Genomic DNA, 18,330 nt, shown 5'->3' on the forward strand with positions numbered 1-18,330 from the left:
CATGACACTTTCTTTTTGGCGTTACGCACACTTAACTTTAGCCATTTTTTCTGCTGCATTCTTAGTATTAGCATCGGTTACGGGAGTAATCCTTGCCGTTGATGCTATTCAAGAAAAAACGCCGCCCTACAAGATTGCTAATTTTGACGCCATTAGTCTTGAGCAAACCTTGCCTGTTTTACGAAAAACATATCCTGAAATCACTGAACTCGCGGTAGATCACAATCAATTTGTAAGCCTGCAAGGTATCGATCAAAAAGGCAATGATGTCAATGCGTATGTTGATGCAAAAACAGCCAAAATTTTAGGGACACCCGAGCAAAAAAGTGAATTCATACAATGGACAACCGCCTTGCACCGCTCGCTTTTTCTTAAAGAAACGGGACGATTTATTGTCGGTTTTGTTTCGTTTTTATTGCTTTTGATTGCTATTTCAGGTTTTGCCTTATTGCTCAACCGCCAAAAAGGAATCAAAGCGTTGTACTCCAAAATCATCAAGGAGAATTTTGCACAGTACTACCATGTGTATTTGGGTCGCTTGTCATTGCTTCCGATAATTTTGCTTTCCGTTTCTGGTACGTATTTGACGTTGGAAAAATTTAATTTTTTCCTAGAAAAAAAATCCAGTGAACCCACCAATCAAACCGTTTCTCCTCCGGCAGCGACTACTAATTTCTTTTCGACAACTCTTTTAAGCGAGGTTAAAAAAATTGAATTCCCATTCTCTGACGATCCCGAAGATTTTTACATCATTACGTTACACGATCGCGAAATTGAAGTGAACCAAAAAACGGGTGCCATCATGAGCGAAACTCTTTTTCCGCTGCAAACCATTGCAACCGAATGGAATTTAGATTTGCACACGGGTCGCACGAGCATTTTATGGGCAATAGTTTTGGCGCTAGCTAGCTTCAATATTTTATTTTTCATTTACTCTGGTTTTGCTATGACGCTCAAACGCAGAGCAAGCCGAATCAAAAACATGTTTAAAGCTGCCGAAAGTGAATTTATTTTACTAGTAGGGTCAGAAAACGGAAGCACGCTTGCGTTTGCAAATGCCATTCAAAAACAATTAATAGCACAAGGCAAAAAAGTATTTTTAGGCGAATTGAATTCGTATACTAGCTACCCAAAAGCGCAACAACTGATTGTTTTTACTTCAACCCATGGTTTGGGCGATGCACCAGCAAATGCCAGTAACTTTTTAACTCGCTTACAAAAAACAGCCCAACAGCAACCCATTCAGTTTTCGGTAGTAGGGTTTGGATCAGTAGCGTATCCTGATTTTTGTGCCTTTGCAAATGATGTTGATCAAGCTTTAGCTCAGCAAAAATGGGCTAATCGTGTGATGGAAATGCAAACTGTAAACGACAAATCGGCTACCGAATTTGTTGCATGGATTAACTTATGGAACGCCCAAACTGGCGTAAACCTAGCCACTACTCCGTCACTTTATAATGAAGTCCCAAAAGGCCTTGAAAAAATAAAGGTACTCGACAAAACGTTGATTTCAGAAACCGAACATACTTTTCTGTTGACATTACAAACCACTACTTTTTCTAAATATACCTCAGGCGATTTACTTGCTGTGTATCCGGCAAATGATAATCAAGAGCGCCTCTACTCTATCGGAAAAGTGAACGGAAAAATGCAATTGGTAGTCAAACTGCATCCCTCAGGTTTGGGCTCGAACTTCTTGTATGATTTAGAGAAAGGAAGCGTTTTTAAAGCAAGGATCATTGAGAACAAATCGTTTCACTTACCTGCAAAAGCAACTCAAGTAGCAATGATATCTAACGGAACGGGTATTGCTCCATTTTTGGGAATGATTTCACAAAATCAGAGCAAAACTGCAACACACTTGTATTGTGGTTTCCGTCAGCAAACCGCAACGGTGATGGGTTACCAACAATTTGCCAACGACATGCTAGCCAAACAACAGTTAAACAGTTTTCATTTGGCACTATCTCGTGAAGGTAACCAAGAATATGTGATGGATTTGATTCAGCGCGACGCCTTGTTTTTTGGAAAACTATTGCAAGATGGCGGTACTGTTTTGATTTGTGGGTCGCTCGCGATGCAAAAAGACGTCGAAAAAGTGCTCGATACGATTTGTTTACAGCAATCAAACAAGAGTATTGCTTTTTATAAAGAAAACGGACAAGTACTTACTGATTGTTATTAAATCGCCTAACTACATTTTTGCAACCCACATCTTATGTAACACTTTGTCCGCGTGAGTGATGGCAGCGGAGCTCTTTTTTAGCCTGCCCTTTTTTCGGGCAGGCTAAAAAAAGCGGGAGCGTACAGCACGACCCGAAGTTTTTACGGAGGGGCACGCCCAAATAATTATATTCTCGAAAAATTCCTTTTTTGAAAACGGACTTCAAATAGTACCTTTACTGTTTACAATTGAAACTGAACCGCATGACTGAAAAAAGTAGTGTTCCCTTAAAAGAAATTGCAGGCCTTTTTTTGAAATTAGGCATCATTGGTTTTGGCGGTCCTGCAGCACATATTGCGATGATGCAGGACGAGGTGGTTGCCAAACGAAAATGGTTCAGCGAGCAACATTTTTTAGATTTAATTGGCGCTACCAACTTGATTCCCGGTCCAAATAGCACCGAAATGGCCATACACATTGGGTATGAAAAAGGCGGCTGGAAAGGATTATTGGTCGCCGGACTTTGCTTTATCTCGCCAGCGGTTTTGATTACTGCTTTTTTGGCTTGGAGCTACAAAGAATACGGACAAACTCCGGCTGTGCAACCTTTTTTGTACGGAATTAAACCAGCTATTATTGCCATAATTATTGCAGCGGTTTATCCGTTGGCCAAAAAATCATTGAAAACGGTGACATTAGCCCTCATTGGCTTGCTAGTTTTACTGGGTTCATTGCTGCATTATTATGAAATTTACTTGTTATTTGGTGCAGGTTTTGTGGGTCTTTTTTTGAAGTATTGGAATTCGAATCGTGCCTTTAGAAGTAATTGTATGCTACCTTTAGTTGCGTTACCCACAACAGCAGGAACACTTTTGGCTAGTAGTAATGCAAAGTTGTTTTGGATTTTTTTAAAAATAGGCGCTATTCTATACGGTAGCGGTTATGTTTTATTTGCTTTTTTAGACACGGAGTTAGTTGCAACGGGACTTTTAACGCGCCAACAATTAATTGATGCTATTGCTATTGGGCAATTTACGCCCGGACCCGTTTTCTCATCGGTAACATTTATTGGCTATCAAATTAACGATTGGACTGGCGCGATTGTTGCTAGTGTCGGTATTTTTCTGCCTTCGTTTGTATTTGTAGCATTGCTCAATCCGTTGGTCAGCAAAATGCGAAACTCGGTACTTTTTGCTGCTTTTCTGGATGCTGTAAATGTAGCTTCGGTTGCTATTATTGTGTCGGTTTGCTGGTCTATGGGAGCAGAAAGCATCCTAGATTGGAAAACACTTTTGATTGCAGTGCTGAGTATGCTCATTTTGTTTAGTTACAAAAAACTAAACAGCGTATTGGTGGTTGTTGGAAGTTCACTTTTGGGATATTTACTTAGCTTAATCTAGTCAGAATAATTGATTGAGCTATCTCGCTTAATAATTATTGGTAACGAATAAATTATGAAAACAAAATCGATTACTACTTTTTTCCTTTTGATAGCGCTTGTTGTGCATTGTACCTCTGACGCTCAAGTATTGCGTAAACGAACCACTTTATTGATGGGCGGTCGTTTTGACATCACAATTGTAGGGAATGATTCGCTTACCGCAGAAAAAAATATTGATGTTGTTATTGCAGAGATTAGCCGAATTGAAAATTTAATTTCAGACTGGAAGTCAGACTCACAAATATCAGAAGTAAATCGGAATGCGGGCGTTCAACCTGTGAAAGTAGATCGGGAAGTTTTTGAATTAACGCAACGTGCGCTGCGGTTTTCGGAAGTTACAAACGGTAGTTTCGATATTAGTTTTGCCGCAATGGACAGAATTTGGAAATTTGATGGTTCAATGACTGAAATACCGTCTGAAGAAGCTATTAAAAAATCAGTTGAAAAAGTAGGCTACAAAAACATTGTTTTGGATAGCGCCAATACAACCATTTTTTTGAAACTGAAAGGTATGAAAATTGGTTTTGGTGCGCTCGGCGAAGGCTACGCAACTGATAAATGTCGTAAAATGATGCTCGACAATGGCATTGAAGCCGGAATCATAAATGGCTCCGGAGATATGAGTACTTGGGGCAAACAACCCAATGGCAAAGCTTGGAATATAGGCATTACAAATCCTTTTCGTCCTGAAAAATTATTGGCTGTAGTGCCTTTAACACAAGAGGCAGTAACCACATCGGGCAGTTATGAAAAATTTGTAGTTCTGGATGGCAAACGCTATTCGCATATTATCAATCCTGCGACAGGTTACCCCGCAACAGGTTTATGCAGCGTTACCGTTTTTGGCCCTGATGCCGAAACTGCCAATGGATTGAGTACCTCGCTAATGGTTTTAGGTTCAACTTCGGGATTACAATTACTGCAGCAATTCCCAGAATACAGCTGTATCATGATTACCGATACTGGTAAGGTCATTAAATCGAAAAACTTCCGAGTGAAGAAATTCAAAAACAAAGCCAAGTAAACACTACTTTTCAGTTAAAGGTCTATTAGGTCTGATAAATAACTCCACCTACTAAAATAGTACTTCCCGTTTAGCCGCGGATTGTAGCAACTTAAAATAGCAATAATCTTATATTAAAAGTTAATTTCTTTTTACTCGTCAATCCTTCTATATTTTAACACTATTTTACTTCAATTAAAACTTCTTGATGACTATGTTAATAAATAAGAATTATTATAAATAACATTAAAACAAGAGCTTAGCTTTTCAATAAAATTATTATTCATATTTAATCTAAATAAGTTTTGTTAATCCAAAAGAGGGCTCTATCTTTGCGCTGTTATTTTTAATTATTCTAAATAAACAGTTATGAAATACCTATTATTTGCAGCCTCAACGTTACTTTTTAGTACAAACATTTTAGCTCAAGAGCGCATCAGTGCTGCAAACAGCGACCATCAAGACACTTCTTTTGCACAAGCATTAAACGATACCATTAAAAACAAAAAAGGTGAAATATTAAAAGAAGTAATCGTAACCAACAACAGAGAGAAAAAACCAGTATCGGTGTTGCGTTCGGGTTTAAAACCGATGGATACCCCACAAAGTATTCAAGTTATTGGATCTGAAATCATCACACAACAACAGGCTATTCGGTTAAGTGAGGTTATTAAAAACGTAAATGGCGTTTATGTTGGTTCAGCAAGAGGCGGCGCTCAGGAATCATTTTTTTCGAGAGGTTATGACATGTCAGCCAACAATATGTTCAAAAATGGCTTTCGTTTTAATAGCGGATCTATCCCTGAAGTTTCATCTTTGGAAAAAGTTGAAGTCTTAAAAGGAAGTGCCGCTCTACTTTATGGCAATGTGGCGCCTGGGGGAATTTTAAATATGGTTACCAAAACTCCATCTTTCACAAAAGGAGGTGAAATTTCAATGCAAATGGGAAGTTATTCTTTTTATAAACCATCCATTGATGTTTATGGGCCATTAAATGACATTATTGCTTACCGCTTTACTGGTTCTTATGAAAACTCTGAAAGTTTTAGAGATAATGTAACCAAAGAGCGCTACTACATTAATCCTTCTTTTTTGTTTCAAGTAAGTGATAAAACGGAGATTGTTCTACAAGGAGATTATTTGAAAGACTATTGGACACCCGATTTTGGAACGGGAATAATCGGAAAAAAAATCTTAGACCTTCCTAGAAACCTTTATTTAGGCGCAACTTGGTCTAATGGTGAAACTAATCAAGCTACTGTTTCAGGTTTGGTTACACATAACTTTAATAAAGACTGGAAATTAAATTTTAATACTTCTTTTCAAAATTTTGAGAGAACTTCTAAAGGTACCGAACGAGTACAACCAACTGCAAATGGCGATTGGAATCGACCTTTGGGTCAGAACAGAAACTTAGAACAAATTATAGGCGAACAATTAAGTGTGCAGGGAAATTTTAAAACAGGTCAAATTAAACATCAATTGTTTACTGGTGTAGATATGGAAAATTCCTTTTCGCAAGCATATACCTTTACGTTTACACCTACAACGTACGGAAGTGGAAACCTACTTGATTTTGAAAATTTTGATCAAGGCGGAGCAATCCCAAATGGCACAAATACCCGAATTGTAAAAACAAATACGAACCGTTTTGGTATCTATGCACAAGATTTAATTTCACTTACTGAAAAATTTAAAGTTCTGGCAGGAATTCGTTGGTCTTGGCAAGAAGCACAAGTAGAAACTACAGATTTGACTAAAAAAACAATCATCAAAGATAAAAAGCGAAAAGACCTTGCCTTCACTCCAAAACTTGGATTAGTTTATCAACCTACAAAGGATATGTCTGTATTTGCCAGTTACTCAAACTCTTTTACGCCAAATACAGGAACAACAGTAGACTTGAAAGCAATAGAACCTTCCATCATTGATCAATATGAATTCGGCGTGAAAAAAGATTTTTGGAAAGGAGTATTGAGCACAAATGTTACCTTGTACCAAATTACAAATAGTAATTTAGCACAAACAGCTGAATTTAAAGCTGATGGATCCCCTAATACAGATAGCTCAATAAAAGTGTTAAGTGGAGAAACAAACAGCAAAGGTGTAGAACTGGATATTATTGCAAAACCAATTGAGGGACTAAACATTATTGCCGGATATAGTTACAATGACATGCGTTTTACAAAAACTTCTGGTTTAAAAGGGAGTTTTATTGAAGGGGATCGATTGGCTAGAACTCCAGCAAATACAGCCAATTTAAGCTTTTTCTACACTTTACAATCTGGCACACTTAAAGGAGTTTCGCTGGGAGCTTTAGGAAATTATATCGGGAAAAGAGTTGGTGGATGGAACAATCAAGTAGATCCTGCGTTGCCTAATGGTATATTTGACAGAGAAATTCCTTTAGAGGGTTATACTACAATTGACCTATCAGTTGGTTATGAATGGAAAAAAATTGCTATCCTTTGCAAATTATCTAACATCACGAATGAATTGAATTATACCGTACACGAAAATTACAGTGTAAACCCGATTGCTCCGAGACAAATCATGACAAGTTTGCGATATAAGTTTTAGTCCTATTTCAAAAAAAACAAGCCCCAAAATACATTTATTTTGGGGCTTGTTTTTTTATAATAATAAATTAATGCATTTCAATTCCGTTAACTTCCAATAGATCGTTCAACAAAACATTAACATGAGGTTCGTATTTTTCTACCCCACTTTGGTACCACTCTGCAATTAAACCCAATTGATGAGCTGTATAGCCTTCGTCATCGATTGGTAACCCGAGTAAACCTGCTATTAAAAAATCTTCAAGTATTTTATCAGTAACTATTCTTTCAGGAATACCTTTGCTAATACAACCATTAAGACGTTCGTACTCCATACGCCCTGCGATAAATCCAGCAATAACTGCCTCATTTTTCATGGCATCATTAAATTCTAAATAAGGATCCAAACCAATTGCAAGTCCTCTGTAATAATTTTGCCTGTATACATCATTTATTATCCTTTTCATAGAAATATCATTTGTGGTGTTTGAAATTCTATACAAACCTACTTATATTGCATCTCCAAAAAAACTATAATCGTTGAACGGGCTATTTAATCTGTTAATTACAAGGCGCTTGCCGTTAATCGGTACTTTTAAAATGTTAAAACATATTTAGCACAGCAACTGTTCTAAGCTTTCCTTTGCTAATGTGGCATACCAATATAGATTTATTTTCTTTATACTGATAATCAAACTACTTTTAAAAAAAATCCCACTTTAGAAAAGATTCTAAAATGGGATTGCGATAATTTATTTTACTATAATTTATTGTAAACCAGCTAAGCTATTTTTCAGCGTGTCGATTTTTGCTAATGCATCGGCTTCTTTTTGTTTTTCGTTAGCCAAAACTTTTTCTGGTGCACCAGAAACAAATTTCTCATTTGCTAATTTACTTTGAACCGACTTTAAAAAACCTTCCGTATAACTCAATTCGGCAGTAAGTTTTGCAATCTCGGCAGCAACATCAATATTACCAGTGATTGGGATAAAATATTCATTTGATTTAACTCTAAAAGAAAGTGCTCCATCTACTTTATCAGAAACATATTCTAAGTTGCTAATGTTCCCTAATTTAGACACAACAGCATCAAAATAAGCTGACGACTTATCATTGTTCACAATCTTTAATTCGATGGTATCTTTGAACGGTATATTCTTGTCTTTACGAATCGTTCTAATTCCAGAAATCACTTCGATTGTTGCATCAAAATCAGCAATCAAACTCGCATTAAACGGTTTCATTTCTGGCCAAGTAGCAACAATTAAAGCTTCATTTGGAGTACGTTCTGCAATAAACTGCCAAATTTCCTCAGTTAAAAATGGCATAAACGGGTGCAATAACTTCAAATTGTTCTCAAGCATTTCTATTGCTTTCGCAAAAGTTTTACTGTCAATTGGTTGTTGGTAACCCGGTTTGATCATTTCTAGGAACCAAGAACAGAAATCATCCCAAACCAATTTATAGATAGCCATCAAGGCATCAGAAATTCTATATTTTTCGAAGTTATCTTCAATCTCTGCTAATGTTTGTTGTAATTTAGCTTCGTACCATTCAATTGCTACTTTAGAAGATTCAGGTTGTGGAATAGCCTCTGAAACTTCCCAGCCTTTGATTAACTTAAAGGCATTCCAAATTTTATTGGTAAACGCCTTGCCTTGGTTACACAATTCCTCATCAAACATAATATCGTTTCCTGCTGAGGCGCTTAATAACAAGCCAACACGAACTCCATCTGCCCCGAATTTATCAATTAAATCTAACGGATCTGGTGAATTTCCTAACGATTTAGACATTTTACGACGTTGCTTATCACGCACCAATCCAGTCAAATACACATTTGTAAATGGTTTTTCACCAGTATATTCATAGCCCGCAATAATCATACGTGCTACCCAGAAAAACAAAATATCTGGACCAGTTACCAAATCATTTGTTGGATAGTAATATTTAAAATCAGCGCTTTCAGGATCCATAATCCCTCCAAAAACTGACATTGGCCACAACCATGAAGAGAACCAAGTATCAAGTGCGTCAACATCCTGAGTTAAATCTTTTGTTTCAAGTTTAAGGTTTAAAGTTTTCTCTCTTGCTAACTTTAAGGCATCATCAATATTCTCTGCAACTACAAAATCTTCTTTTCCATCACCATAAAAATAGGCTGGTATTTGTTGTCCCCACCATAATTGACGGGAGATATTCCAATCTCTAATGTTGTTTAACCAATGTGCATAGGTATTATTGAAACGAGCTGGGTGCAATTTAATATCACCATCTTCAAGAACAGATTTGATAGCTGGTTTTACCAACTCCTCCATTTTCAGAAACCATTGGTCCGACAAACGAGGCTCAATAACTGCTTTGGTTCTTTCAGATGTTCCTACTTTATTTAAGTGCGACTCTGTTTTTAACAAAGCTCCAATTTTTTCTAACTCGATTGCAATTTCGGCGCGAACCACAAAACGGTCTTTCCCTTGGTAATGCAATCCGAAAGAATTGAGAGAAGCATCTTCGTTTAAAATATCGATAATTTCTAACTGATGTTTTTCGCCCAAAGTTTTGTCGTTCATATCGTGGGCTGGTGTTACTTTTAAGCAACCTGTTCCAAACTCCATATCTACGTACTCATCTTCAATAATAGGAATTACTCTTCCGCAAATTGGCACAATTGCTTTTTTACCTCGTAAATGGGCAAAACGTTCATCATTAGGATTAATACAAATTGCAGTGTCTCCAAAAATTGTTTCAGGTCGTGTGGTGGCAATCGTTAAAAAGTCTTCGGTGCCTTCGATTTTGTATTTTAAAAAGAATAGTTTTCCTTGTTGTTCTTCGTAAATTACTTCTTCGTCAGAAAGTGTAGTTTTGGCCTCTGGATCCCAATTCACCATTCGATACCCTCTATAAATCATTCCTTTATTGTACAAATCAACAAAGGAACGTATTACTGATGCTGACATATCTGGATCCATGGTAAACTTTGTACGCTCCCAATCACAAGAAGCACCTAGTTTTTTGAGTTGCTCTAGAATTACGCCACCGTATTTATCTGTCCATTCCCATGCGTGCGCCAAGAACTCTTCACGAGTTAAATCGTTTTTATTAATTCCTTCGGCTTTTAGCTTAGCAACAACTTTTGCCTCGGTTGCAATTGAGGCGTGATCCGTACCCGGAACCCAACATGCATTAAATCCTTTTAATCGAGCACGTCGAATTAAAACATCTTGAATGGTATTGTTTAACATGTGCCCCATGTGCAAAACTCCAGTCACATTGGGCGGTGGGATTACAATTGTATACGGTGTTCTGTGATCTGGCTCCGAATGAAAATAATTATTTTTCATCCAGTAGTCATACCACTTATTCTCAATAGTTTTCGCGTCAAATTGGGCAGGAATTGTCATATAAAGCAACTGTTAAAACCAAAAATATGTTTTGGTCTGATATTTGTAAATCTAATATTAAACAAAAGTAAATAATAAAGTACACTATAAAAAGCGAAATAAAAATTTGTACGTTATTTAAAAGAAAGTAACTTTACTAACCGAATTTAAACCTTTGATAATGAAAAAAAGTATCGCCTTATTAGCATTTGTCTTAATCAGTACGATTGGTTTTGCGCAAAATGGTCCAAAGATCGAATTTTCGGCAAAGAATAACACCATTGATTACGGGCGCGTTAAAAGTACCGACAACAGTAGCAGAGATTTTATTTTTACCAACACAGGAAACGCTCCTTTATTGATTACCAACGTACTTTCTACCTGCGGCTGTACGATTCCTACTAAACCTGATGCGCCAATAATGCCTGGAAAAACAGGGAAAATAACCGTAAAATACAATATGGCAATAGGACCAATTAGAAAAACATTAACTGTAGAATCGAATGCGATTAACTACGAAAGTGGTCGTGTTGCTCTTAAGATTAGAGGTGAAGTAGTAGAAAATTAAATTTTAAAACTTTGTCAACTAACATTTTTTGCTTTAGAGAAATGTTAGTTTTTTTTATAACTTATTTTCCAACTGAAAAGAGAAGGTTAATAATTGACTTTTTCTTTCAATTTCTAAAGTAATCCATTTATCCTCTTCTGATTTGAAAAGTTGATTGATCTGCTCCAATGAATATTGATAAGGCATTCTATTGTTAATTCGAACTAAGATATCACCTTTTTGCAACCCAGCTAATGCTGCGGGAGAACCTTGTCGAATATGCGCAATATCGTACACTGGTTTTAACTTGAACTTGTATTTGAAATCATTTCTATAAACCGATTGACCGCCCGATGCATTGAAACCTGATTGCGGGACAGTTTCCATTTGTACTGTTTCTTGTACCCATTGTAAACCGTGATGCTGGATTTCAATTCCACTTTTATTATAAGAGAACGGCTCGTAATAAGCTTTGCTTTTTCGCAAAAACATTTGCTGCGCCGAGTAATCGAACAAAACCTTAAAGCGTTTCATAATCTCACCTCCTACTGATCCCATTCGGTCAGGAACCATCGTCACATTTTTGATCGAAATTGAATCGGGAAAAGCACTAATAACATCATCAAAGGTAAAATCAGCCAATTTAAACCTGTTTACTTTTGCTCGCTGGCCTTCAATATCACCACTAAATCCGCGGCCCAAAAAATCATTAAAGTTTTTTTTAGGAACATTTACCAAAGGATCACGATTATGAAAAAGCCAAACTGCATCACTATTACCAATATCAACCAATAACTTTACTGGAATATCTTGCTTTTCAAGATCTACTTTAGCGATTACATAAGGCTTGTTACCTTCTATCTGTAACGGTACTACTGAAGATTTATGCGTGTATTTTTTTCTGTTTTGAGGTGTGTCTTTCAAGACAACTATCTTTTTTCGTCGGTAATCCAAATGAATCAAATTATTTTTAAAAAAATGATATCCAATGATTCCATTAACAGGAATCCCAATATGTGAGGACAAATTAAAATCAGGATCTAGCACGATATAAAGAAAATGTCCGCGGTATTGCAAATTGCCAAATTCTAAGAGATTATTAGTCGATTTGAGTCCTTCTACAGTATCTTGACTTCCTAAACCTTTGAGCATTACTTTTTGCGCATTAAAAAAACGCACTTCTTTTTTTTCCTCAAGGCTAAACAAAATAGTCTCAGAAACCCCAGTATCGAGTAAAAAATTCAATTCGACACCATTAACTTTGATTGGTACAAAGACTAAATTATTAATCAACTGAAAAGGAACTGTTACTTTTGTTTCACCCTCTTTAAATTCAAATCCTACTTGCGCAACCAAAATTTGGTTACAGAACGTAAATAAAAGGACCAGAAAACATTTTTTCATAAATTAACTTTCCCTTAAAATTACGAAATAAAAGAATGAGAAATACAGATTTAACAATTGATAGAGCATTTAATTGGATTTAATTCGGAAAAAAAATCGCAAATTTGCAATTCAACAAAAAAAGACTATGCCAACAATATCTAAAAAAGGCACGCAAATGCCTGAATCTCCCATTCGAAAATTAGTTCCTTTTGCTGAAATCGCAAAGAAAAAAGGAAACAAAGTATTTCATTTAAACATTGGCCAACCGGACATAAAAACTCCAGAAGTTGCCATGGAAGCGGTAAAAAATATCGACTTGACTATTTTAGAGTACAGTCATTCTGCTGGTAACGAAAGTTACAGAACTAAATTGAGCGCCTCTTATATCAAACAAGGTGTTTCAGTAAACAAAGAAGACATCATCATTACAACCGGTGGATCAGAAGCTTTGCTATTTGCTATTGGTAGCACTATGGATCAAGGTGATGAAATTATTATTCCAGAACCATTTTACGCTAATTATAACGGATTTTCAACTGCATCAGGAGTGACTGTTGTACCCGTGATCTCAACGATAGACACTGGATTTTCTTTACCAGCCGTAGCTGATTTTGAAAAATTGATTACTCCAAAAACCAAAGCAATTTTGATTTGTAATCCAGGAAATCCAACGGGTTATTTGTATTCAAAAGAAGAAATTATGCAATTGGCTGAGTTGGTACAAAAACACGATTTGTTTTTGATTTCTGACGAGGTTTACCGTGAATTTACCTATGATGGTGATGTGCATTACTCAGTAATGAATATCCCTGGATTAGAGCAACACGCTATTATGATTGATTCTGTGTCAAAAAGATACAGCATGTGTGGCGCACGAATTGGTGCCATGGTTTCAAAAAACAAAGAAGTAATGAACGCGGCCATGAAATTTGCACAAGCAAGATTGAGTCCGCCAACAATTGAACAAATTGCAGCCGAAGCCGCTTTAGACACCCCAAAAAGCTATTTTGATGAAGTGATTGGAGAATATAGAGAGCGTCGCGATACATTGATTGAAGAGTTAAGCCAAATTGAAGGCGTAATTATCAGCAAGCCAAAAGGTGCTTTTTACTGCATCGCACAATTACCAATTGATAACGCAGATGCTTTTGCACAATGGTTACTTGAAAGTTATGACCTAAACGGCGAAACTGTTATGGTTGCTCCTGCCGCTGGATTTTACTCGACTCCAGGCGTAGGTTTGAATCAAGTTCGAATTGCCTATGTTTTGAAAAAGGACGATTTAATAAGTGCGGTTCGTATTTTAAAAGCAGCAATTCCTGCCTACCAAGCCATGACACAAAAAGGATAAATAGTTAAAAACTAATGATTTCAAAAAGGCAATAGCAACACGCTATTGCCTTTTTTGTTTTGCACACAAAAAATACTACAGTTACAAAGCGATAAAGAAGTCTTAAATAGTGTACGCTATAGAAATTCTTAAATTTTTATTATTTATCTTTACCGCTCAAATAAATACACCCACTATAATAGTTGCATTTAATGATAAAAAACGAAGAATTTCAAGACGAAATAGGCGATAATCACGTAAGCTTATCAGCTCAAAACCCAATAAGAGAAGATGCTTTTGCACTTTCTGACGATGATAAAATTGAAAAGATTAAAAAAGATGTCGAAAACATTCTGCAAACTTTAGGAATGGATTTGACAGATGATAGTTTAAAAGGCACACCTAATCGTGTGGCAAAGATGTTTGTAAAGGAAATTTTTGGAGGTTTAAATCCAAATAAAAAACCAAAAGCATCTACTTTTGATAACAACTACAAATACGGTGAAATGCTGGTAGAAAAAAACATTATTGTTTACTCTACTTGTGAGCATCATTTATTACCAATTATCGGTAGAGCTCACGTAGCATACATATCGAATGGTACCGTAATTGGATTATCTAAAATGAATCGTATTGTTGAATATTATGCAAAAAGACCACAAGTTCAAGAGCGTTTAACGATGCAAATTGTACAAGAGTTGCAACAAGCTTTGGGTACCGAAGACGTTGCTTGTGTGATTGATGCTAAACACTTATGTGTAAACTCAAGAGGAATTAGTGATATCGAAAGTAGTACAGTAACCTCTGAATTTGGTGGTAAATTTAAAGATACAGTAACGCGTAGAGAATTTTTAGATTACATCAAATTAGAAACAAAATTCTAAATTAGTAAGTTCGTAATTAGACTGCTAAACTATAGCCCTGATTGCAGTGAAAATCCTTTATATTTTTTCTTAAAAATATAAAGATTGAAACGAAAAGCAGGAAACAGCTCCTAAAAAAAACAAAATGCCATTATACGAAACGCAAGCCATTAAAATATACAATTCTCTTTCAGGAGAAAAAGAAACATTTACACCTATCACCGAAGGAAATGTAGGAATGTATGTATGCGGTCCTACGGTGTACAGCAATGTGCATTTAGGAAACGTGCGTACCTTTATGTCGTTTGATATCATTTTTAGGTATTTTCAGCATTTGGAGTACAAAGTGCGCTATGTTCGAAATATTACAGATGTTGGTCATATTGTTGATGATGTAGATGAAGGCGAAGATAAAATTGCCAAAAAAGCTCGCTTGGAACAATTGGAACCAATGGAAGTAGTGCAACGCTACACCGTAGATTTTCATGATATTTTAAGTGCTTTTAACTTTTTGCCACCAAGCATTGAGCCAACGGCAACCGGACATATTATTGAGCAAATTGAAATTATCAAGACTATCATTGCGAATGGGATTGGGTATGAAGCCAATGGATCGGTTTACTTTGACGTTGTAAAATTCAATGAAACCAATAATTACGGCAAGTTAAGCGGTCGAAATATTGAAGACATGCTTGCTAATACGCGTGATCTTGACGGACAAAGCGACAAGCGCAACCCACAAGATTTTGCCCTGTGGAAAAAAGCAGAGCCACAACACATCATGAGATGGCCTTCGCCTTGGAGCGATGGTTTTCCGGGTTGGCACCTTGAATGTACTGCTATGAGTACTAAATATTTGGGAAATCATTTTGATATACACGGTGGTGGAATGGATTTGAAATTCCCACATCATGAATGCGAAATTGCTCAAAACGAAGCTTGTACAGGACAAACGCCTGTGAATTATTGGATGCACGCCAACATGCTTACGTTGAATGGTAAAAAAATGGCCAAATCAACTGGAAATAATATTTTGCCAAGAGAAATTTTGACTGGCGAAAATACGATTTTAAGTAAAGCCTTTTCAGCAGCGGTAGCTCGATTTTTTATGTTACAAGCGCATTACCGTAGTATTTTAGATTTCTCAGATGATGCTATTGTTGCAGCTGAAAAAGGATACAAAAGATTAATGGAAGCCATGAGTGCATTAGCAACACTTTCTGCAGGCAAAACCAGTTCATTGGCTATTGCTGAATGGAAACAATCGTGCTACGATGCAATGAATGACGACTTTAATACTCCAATTTTAATCGCACATTTGTTTGAAGGGGTTCGCTTTATCAATTTATTGAAAGATGGTAAAGAAACTTTAAACGCAGCTGATTTAGAAACTTTAAAGCAAACTATGAATGCCTTCATTTACGACGTGCTTGGTTTAGAGGATGAAAAAGTTTCGGATAGCAAGAACGATAAGTTAGAAGGAACTATTTCGCTACTAATTGAAATGCGTAAGCAAGCTAGAGAGAATAAAAATTTCGCCTTATCAGATCAAATTAGAGATCAACTATTGGCTTTAGGAATTCAGTTGAAAGATGGGAAAGAAGGAACGACGTTTAGCATTTAAAGGAATTGCTTTTATTTGCTAAAGCGTTACAATCAAAAGAAAGGATCACTATGGTATCGAAAATATTGATTTTACCATTTGTATTATTGGTGCGATTTTATCAAACCGCGATATCTCCTTTTACACCTGCTGCTTGTCGTTTTGAACCTACATGCAGTTCGTACATGATTCAATCCTTGCAAAAACACGGCTTGTTTTATGGTAGTTTTTTAGGATTAAAACGAATTTTGCGCTGTAATCCTTGGGGACCAACAGGCTATGATCCTGTTCCTGATAACCAACCAAAAAAATAAAAAAAATAATAGATAACAAGTAAACTCTATTTAACAGAATACAAAAACACTATGACACACGCTTTAACCATTGTTTGGAATCCTTCAGAAGGAATCGATTTAGGATTTTTTACCATACGCTTTTACAGCTTAATGTTTGTAATTGCATTTGGTTTAGGTTGGTACATCATGAAACATATTTTTGTTCGTGAAGGAGAATCAATTGAAAAACTAGATTCACTTTTCATCTGGACAGTACTTGCTACTTTGGCTGGAGCTCGTTTGGGTCATGTGTTTTTTTACGACTGGGAATATTACCGCAACCATTTACCCGAAATTATATTACCGTTCCGCTTAAGTCCAAGTTTTGAGTTTACAGGCTACCAAGGATTAGCGAGTCATGGTGCGGCAATTTCGATAATAATAGCCATGTACTTTTACAGCAAGAACATCTTGAAGCGACCACAGCTTTGGATTTTAGATCGCGTTGTTATTCCAGTGGCTAGTGGTGCTATATTTGTACGTTTGGGTAACTTTTTTAACTCTGAAATTATTGGTAACGCTACTGATTCGGCATTCGGTATTAAATTCATAAAAGACCATTTTAGTCCACAAGACGCGGTTACCAACACACAAATAGCCAATCCTAAAGAAGCATACACAGCTATTGCCACAGATCCAAAATTTGCAAATTTATTAGAGCAAGTGCCAAGCAGTCATCCTACACAATTGTACGAAGCATTTAGTTACATATTTGTATTTGCCATATTATTTTTCTTGTATTGGAAAACAGACAAACGCAAATACACTGGATATTTATTCGGAATGTTTTTGGTATTATTGTTCTCGGTACGTTTTGTAGTAGAGTCGGTAAAAGAAAGCCAAGGTGGATTTGAAAGTGCTTTAGGCTTATTTTCAACAGGACAGTGGTTAAGTATTCCTTTTGTACTGATCGGTTTGTATTTTGTAATCACCGCTCAAAGAGAACTTAAATAAAATAAATTACAAAAAAATTAAAGCGCTAATCCCTCAAAAAGGATTAGCGCTTTTTTTTGACTACAATTGAAAAGCACAACTCAACTCTATATTTTTAATGTTATAGCCTGCATTTGAAGCACCAAGACCCGCATTTGACTGATGTTGAAGACTCGGTCGGAGATCAATTGTAACCGACTTTATTTTATACGAAAATCCTATTGCCAAAACATCAGAGAAAGCGAAACCTTTGGAAAGGCGTTCCGTTTGCGTGTCGGTATACATCGGACCTACACTTAACATGACATAACAACTTGCCGCGGTTGAAAATTGTTTCCTAAGCAATCCGCCTACATTTAAAATATAACTTTTTACTATCCTATTTTGACTGTAAAGCGACCGTAAATCTTCATAATTGGGTGTGTCAGGCTTGACAAAAAAGATATTCAACATTTGATGTTTAGCGTTATTAAATTCGGGTTGAATCAATAACTCCAATCCGATAGATTTTTTTCTCATCAGCGAGTACAACAATTCCAACTTTACAAAATCAGCACTATGGCTGTAATTCCGATTTTTAAACTCGGAACCTGAACCTACAGCAAACCCAATTGAAGTGGGACGAAAAACTGATTGACTACGAACAACCGAACTAAAGAGAAAGCAAATGCAAGTAGCAAGCGCAATTCTGTATAAATTATAAACTTTCATGTTATATAGTAAAATCTAAATGCAGTAAAATTATAGTCAATGCAAAAAAAAGGTTCAACTTACGCTGAACCTTTTT

The 18,330-nt window shown here is 36.3% G+C and carries 14 protein-coding genes; 10 read left to right on the forward strand and 4 right to left on the reverse strand.

Going from position 1 to position 18,330, the window contains the following annotated elements; translation table 11 throughout:
- The first annotated feature begins 1 nt into the window (after position 1).
- The 4 genes from KBJ98_RS05915 (at position 2) to KBJ98_RS05930 (ending at position 7,188) form a co-directional block, all read left to right on the forward strand.
- Positions 2-2,185 carry a PepSY domain-containing protein gene (locus KBJ98_RS05915; protein ID WP_210788714.1) on the forward strand — a complete coding sequence of 728 codons (2,184 nt, stop codon included), beginning with the start codon at positions 2-4 and terminating at the stop codon, positions 2,183-2,185.
- A 242-nt stretch (positions 2,186-2,427) separates the two neighbouring features.
- The gene (chrA, locus tag KBJ98_RS05920; protein ID WP_210788715.1) at positions 2,428-3,564 is read left to right on the forward strand and encodes a chromate efflux transporter; all 1,137 of its coding nucleotides are present in this window, start codon (positions 2,428-2,430) and stop codon (positions 3,562-3,564) included.
- Positions 3,565-3,618: 54 nt separating this feature from the next.
- The gene (locus KBJ98_RS05925; RefSeq protein WP_210788716.1) at positions 3,619-4,629 is read left to right on the forward strand and encodes an FAD:protein FMN transferase; all 1,011 of its coding nucleotides are present in this window, start codon (positions 3,619-3,621) and stop codon (positions 4,627-4,629) included.
- Between the two features lie 348 nt (positions 4,630-4,977).
- Positions 4,978-7,188, forward strand: a complete 2,211-nt coding sequence (locus tag KBJ98_RS05930) for a TonB-dependent siderophore receptor (RefSeq protein WP_210788717.1) — start codon at positions 4,978-4,980, stop codon at positions 7,186-7,188.
- A 67-nt stretch (positions 7,189-7,255) separates the two neighbouring features.
- Here the strand turns inward: KBJ98_RS05930 and KBJ98_RS05935 are convergent, their stop codons facing one another.
- Positions 7,256-7,633 (reverse strand): hypothetical protein, encoded by a 378-nt coding sequence (locus KBJ98_RS05935; RefSeq protein ID WP_210788718.1) that lies wholly within the window; start codon positions 7,631-7,633, stop codon positions 7,256-7,258.
- A 300-nt stretch (positions 7,634-7,933) separates the two neighbouring features.
- Positions 7,934-10,567: a valine--tRNA ligase gene (locus KBJ98_RS05940; RefSeq protein ID WP_210788719.1), complete on the reverse strand. Its 2,634-nt coding sequence runs from the start codon at positions 10,565-10,567 to the stop codon at positions 7,934-7,936.
- A 160-nt stretch (positions 10,568-10,727) separates the two neighbouring features.
- Between KBJ98_RS05940 and KBJ98_RS05945 the strand changes: the two genes are divergently transcribed.
- A complete protein-coding gene (locus KBJ98_RS05945) occupies positions 10,728-11,114 on the forward strand; it encodes a DUF1573 domain-containing protein (RefSeq protein WP_210788720.1) in 387 nt (128 codons plus the stop codon).
- A 54-nt stretch (positions 11,115-11,168) separates the two neighbouring features.
- On the opposite strand, the gene KBJ98_RS05950 is transcribed toward KBJ98_RS05945, so the two are convergent.
- Complete coding sequence (locus tag KBJ98_RS05950) at positions 11,169-12,497, reverse strand: PDZ domain-containing protein (protein ID WP_210788721.1); 1,329 nt, start codon at positions 12,495-12,497, stop codon at positions 11,169-11,171.
- A 127-nt stretch (positions 12,498-12,624) separates the two neighbouring features.
- Between KBJ98_RS05950 and KBJ98_RS05955 the strand changes: the two genes are divergently transcribed.
- The 5 genes from KBJ98_RS05955 (at position 12,625) to lgt (ending at position 17,564) form a co-directional block, all read left to right on the forward strand.
- Positions 12,625-13,830: a pyridoxal phosphate-dependent aminotransferase gene (locus KBJ98_RS05955; protein WP_210788722.1), complete on the forward strand. Its 1,206-nt coding sequence runs from the start codon at positions 12,625-12,627 to the stop codon at positions 13,828-13,830.
- Between the two features lie 191 nt (positions 13,831-14,021).
- Complete coding sequence (gene folE / locus KBJ98_RS05960; protein ID WP_210788723.1) at positions 14,022-14,693, forward strand: GTP cyclohydrolase I FolE; 672 nt, start codon at positions 14,022-14,024, stop codon at positions 14,691-14,693.
- Positions 14,694-14,817: 124 nt separating this feature from the next.
- Positions 14,818-16,296: a cysteine--tRNA ligase gene (gene cysS / locus KBJ98_RS05965; protein ID WP_210788724.1), complete on the forward strand. Its 1,479-nt coding sequence runs from the start codon at positions 14,818-14,820 to the stop codon at positions 16,294-16,296.
- A 50-nt stretch (positions 16,297-16,346) separates the two neighbouring features.
- The gene (gene yidD / locus KBJ98_RS05970; protein ID WP_210788725.1) at positions 16,347-16,589 is read left to right on the forward strand and encodes a membrane protein insertion efficiency factor YidD; all 243 of its coding nucleotides are present in this window, start codon (positions 16,347-16,349) and stop codon (positions 16,587-16,589) included.
- A 51-nt stretch (positions 16,590-16,640) separates the two neighbouring features.
- On the forward strand, positions 16,641-17,564 hold the full coding sequence (gene lgt, locus KBJ98_RS05975) for a prolipoprotein diacylglyceryl transferase (RefSeq protein ID WP_210788727.1): 924 nt from the start codon (positions 16,641-16,643) through the stop codon (positions 17,562-17,564).
- 60 nt (positions 17,565-17,624) lie between these two features.
- Here the strand turns inward: lgt and KBJ98_RS05980 are convergent, their stop codons facing one another.
- Complete coding sequence (locus tag KBJ98_RS05980) at positions 17,625-18,254, reverse strand: acyloxyacyl hydrolase (protein WP_210788729.1); 630 nt, start codon at positions 18,252-18,254, stop codon at positions 17,625-17,627.
- Positions 18,255-18,330: the final 76 nt, after the last annotated feature.

The organism is Flavobacterium erciyesense (assembly GCF_018069925.1).
GTDB classification, from domain to species: Bacteria; Bacteroidota; Bacteroidia; order Flavobacteriales; family Flavobacteriaceae; genus Flavobacterium; species Flavobacterium erciyesense.

Bases quoted from the DNA above. Each gene is read 5' to 3' on its own strand.
- KBJ98_RS05915 (WP_210788714.1), top strand. From the start codon at position 2: ATGACACTTTCTTTTTGGCGTTACGCACACTTAACTTTAGCCATTTTT.
- chrA (WP_210788715.1), top strand. From the start codon at position 2,428: ATGACTGAAAAAAGTAGTGTTCCCTTAAAAGAAATTGCAGGCCTTTTT.
- KBJ98_RS05925 (WP_210788716.1), top strand. From the start codon at position 3,619: ATGAAAACAAAATCGATTACTACTTTTTTCCTTTTGATAGCGCTTGTT.
- KBJ98_RS05930 (WP_210788717.1), top strand. From the start codon at position 4,978: ATGAAATACCTATTATTTGCAGCCTCAACGTTACTTTTTAGTACAAAC.
- KBJ98_RS05935 (WP_210788718.1), bottom strand. From the start codon at position 7,633: ATGAAAAGGATAATAAATGATGTATACAGGCAAAATTATTACAGAGGA.
- KBJ98_RS05940 (WP_210788719.1), bottom strand. From the start codon at position 10,567: ATGACAATTCCTGCCCAATTTGACGCGAAAACTATTGAGAATAAGTGG.
- KBJ98_RS05945 (WP_210788720.1), top strand. From the start codon at position 10,728: ATGAAAAAAAGTATCGCCTTATTAGCATTTGTCTTAATCAGTACGATT.
- KBJ98_RS05950 (WP_210788721.1), bottom strand. From the start codon at position 12,497: ATGAAAAAATGTTTTCTGGTCCTTTTATTTACGTTCTGTAACCAAATT.
- KBJ98_RS05955 (WP_210788722.1), top strand. From the start codon at position 12,625: ATGCCAACAATATCTAAAAAAGGCACGCAAATGCCTGAATCTCCCATT.
- folE (WP_210788723.1), top strand. From the start codon at position 14,022: ATGATAAAAAACGAAGAATTTCAAGACGAAATAGGCGATAATCACGTA.
- cysS (WP_210788724.1), top strand. From the start codon at position 14,818: ATGCCATTATACGAAACGCAAGCCATTAAAATATACAATTCTCTTTCA.
- yidD (WP_210788725.1), top strand. From the start codon at position 16,347: ATGGTATCGAAAATATTGATTTTACCATTTGTATTATTGGTGCGATTT.
- lgt (WP_210788727.1), top strand. From the start codon at position 16,641: ATGACACACGCTTTAACCATTGTTTGGAATCCTTCAGAAGGAATCGAT.
- KBJ98_RS05980 (WP_210788729.1), bottom strand. From the start codon at position 18,254: ATGAAAGTTTATAATTTATACAGAATTGCGCTTGCTACTTGCATTTGC.